Consider the following 3,196-nt stretch of genomic DNA (forward strand, 5'->3'; position numbering starts at 1 on the left):
CGCGGCGCGCGTTGTCGCGACCCGCCGACCCGGAGGCGGCTCGCGCCCAGGCGCGCGCCGTGCGCGACGACCGCCTGCCGCTGATCGGGCGGTCCGGTCCGATGCAGGAGGTCTACCGGACGATCGCGCGGCTGGTGGGCGCCGACCTCACCGTTCTGATCACCGGCGAGAGCGGCGCCGGCAAGGAGCTGGTCGCCCGCGCCCTGCACGACATGGGCCGACGACGTGACGGCAAATTTGTCACCATCAACCTGGCCGCCGTCCCGCGCGAACGCGTGGAGACGGAGCTGTTTGGTAAGGAAGACGGCGACCACGGCAAGCTGATTGACGCCGACGGCGGCACCCTGTTTCTCGATGAGATCGGCGACATGCCGCTCGACGCCCAGACCCGCCTGCTGCGGGTCATCGACGGCTCCGAGCCGGCGCTCAATCCCAAGACCAGCCGCCGGCCCAACGTCCGCATCATCGCCGCAACCAATCGCGACCTGCGCGGCCTGATCCAGCAGGGCCTGTTCCGCGAGGACCTGTTCTTCCGGCTCAACGTCGCGCCGCTACGCCTGCCGCCGCTGCGCGACCGGGTCGACGATATTCCAGACCTGGCGCGGGCCTTCCTGCTGCGCGCCAACCGCGAAGGCCTGCCGTCCAAGACCATCGACGCCGGAGCGCTTGACCGACTGAAGCAGCACCCCTGGCCGGGCAACGTCCGCGAGCTGGAAAATCTGATCCGCAGGATCTGCGCCCTCTATGGCGAAGACCTGATCACCGCGCGGATCGTGGAGCGCGAGCTCGCCGAGCACCAGCCGGTGACCCACGGTGAGGAAGGTCCCGCGACTCTGGCCCAGTTGGTTGAACGCAAGCTCTCCAGCTACTTCGCCGATCAGCCGGACGGGGTGCCGCCCGCCGGTCTCTATGATCGAGTGCTGGAGGAGGTCGAACGCCCCCTGATCCAGTTGACGCTGATGGCCACCCGGGGAAACCAGGTGCGCGCCGCCGAAATTCTCGGTCTCAACCGCAACACCCTGCGCAAGAAGATCTCCGACCTGGGCGTTGAGATGCAGCGCGGTCGAAGGTAGCGTCGAGCCGCTGACGTTTCGATGCAACAAGACTGTTGAGTTTGGGGCACAGTCGCATAGACTCCCGGGCAATGGCCTTCAGCGTTGGAAATCGCATTGTCAGCGCCGGCGCGGCCCGCATCTGGCGGGTGATGCAGTCGCGCGTGGTGCTGGGAATCGGCTATGCGCTGGCCGCGGCGCTGACCGGCATCGCCATATTGCTTGCGGCGTCGCCGCCGACCACGGGACCCCTGGGCCCGGCCAGTCAGCCGATCCTGACCGTGCTCGGCTTCAACCTCATTCTTATCCTGATCCTGACCCTGATCGTGGCGCTGCGGTTCGGCGCGTTGCTCGAAGCCCGCGACAGAGACCCCGGCGCGCGCCTGCAGCTGCGGTTCGTCACCCTGTTCGCGCTGGCCGCCGTGGCGCCGGCCGTGGTGGTGGCCTTGTTCTACGGCGTCCTGGTCAGCCGCGGCGTCGAGAACTGGTTCAGCCAGCGCGTGCAGACCGTCGTCGAAAACTCCGCCACCGTGGCCCGGTCCTATGTCGAGGACCAGAGCCGCTATATCCAGGATCACGTGACCCTGATGGGCGGCGACCTCAACCGCGCCGCCCCGGCCCTGGCCGCCAGCCCGATCACCTTCAGCCATTTTCTGGCGAACCTGGCCTCCTACCACGCCTTTCCGGCGGCCTATCTGATCGACCGCGAGGGCCGCATCCTGGCGCGCGCCGAAGCCGCCGACGCCCCCGCCCTTGTGCTGCCTCCGGCCTCCAGCTTCAAGGCCGCCGACGAGGGCGACATCTGGCTCTGCAACCGCACCTGCGGCGACGTGATGCGCTCGGTCTATCGATTGCGGGCCTATCCGGACGCCTATCTCTATGTCGTCCGGCCGGTGGAGAAGGGGATCGTCAGCCACCTGCTCGAAGCCGAGGCCAGCCTTGTGGCCTATCGCGACGCGGCGCAGAATCGCCAGCGGATCCAGACCATCTTCGCCCTCAGCTACGCCGAGACCGCGCTGCTGGTGCTGGTGGGAGCGGTCTGGCTGGGCCTCGGCGCGGCCAACGCCATCTCCGGGCCGGTCGCACGCCTGGTGGTCGCGGCTGGCAAGGTGGCCGGCGGCGATCTCAGCGCCCGGGTGAACGCCGAGAACGACCCCGAGGAGATCGCTGTCCTGTCGCGGGCCTTCAACAGCATGACCCACGACCTGCAGGCGCAGCAGGCGGCGCTGCGGACCGCGCACGAGGAGGCCGAACGACGCCGCCAGTTCATCGAGACGGTGCTGGCCGAAGTCAGCGCCGGGGTCATCGGTCTCGACGCCAAGGGGCGGATCTCCGCGACCAATCGCCAGGCCGAACTGTTGCTGGGCCTGAAGGACCGCCATGGCCGGGGCCGCAAGCTCGCCGAGGTGGCGCCCGAGATCGCCGCCATCGCCGCCCAGGCGTCCCGCGGAACCGAGGTCGAGGAGGAAGTCGATGTCGTGCGCGGTCGCGAGACCCTGCGCCTGAGGGTGCGCGCCAGCCGCATCGAAGACGGACTGGTGCTGACCTTTGACGACATCACCCGTCTGGTGACGGCCCAGCGCAACGCCGCTTGGCGCGACGTGGCCCGGCGGATCGCCCACGAGATCAAGAACCCGCTGACCCCGATCCAGCTTTCCGCCGAGCGGCTGCGCCGAAAATATCGCAAGGACATCGCGCCGCACGAGCTGGAGACCTTCGACCGCTGCACCGACACCATCGTGCGCCAGGTCGGCGACATCGGGCGGATGGTGGATGAGTTCTCAGCCTTCGCGCGGCTGCCGGCGCCAAGGTTCACCGAGCAGGACGCCGGCGAACTGCTTCGCGCGGCGCTCTTCGCCCAGCGGGTCGCCAGTCCAGACATCGACGTCGAACTGGTTGAACCGACGCCGGATATACGGCTGGTGGCCGACGGCGGGATGCTGGGCCAGGCGCTGACCAATGTGCTGAAGAATGCCGCTGAGGCGGTGGCCGGGCGGCGGACGCCGACGGTCAGGGGTCATATCCGTGCGCGACTTGTGTCCGACGAGGTCGGCGTCGCCTTCGAGGTCGAGGACAATGGCATAGGCCTGCCCGCCAAGGATCGCGACCGGTTGACCGAACCCTATGTGACCACGCGCGAGAAA

The 3,196-nt window shown here is 68.6% G+C and carries 2 protein-coding genes; both read left to right on the forward strand.

Translation table 11 applies throughout. The features are described from left to right. Positions 1-1,073, forward strand: a 1,073-nt coding sequence (locus RMN86_RS00115) for a sigma 54-interacting transcriptional regulator (RefSeq protein ID WP_309603788.1), incomplete at its 5' end; no start/stop codon positions are given. 71 nt (positions 1,074-1,144) lie between these two features. After that, positions 1,145-3,196, forward strand: a 2,052-nt coding sequence (locus RMN86_RS00120) for a PAS domain-containing sensor histidine kinase (protein ID WP_309603789.1), incomplete at its 3' end; no start/stop codon positions are given.

Source organism: Phenylobacterium sp., assembly GCF_031360265.1.
Classification (GTDB): domain Bacteria; phylum Pseudomonadota; class Alphaproteobacteria; order Caulobacterales; family Caulobacteraceae; genus Phenylobacterium.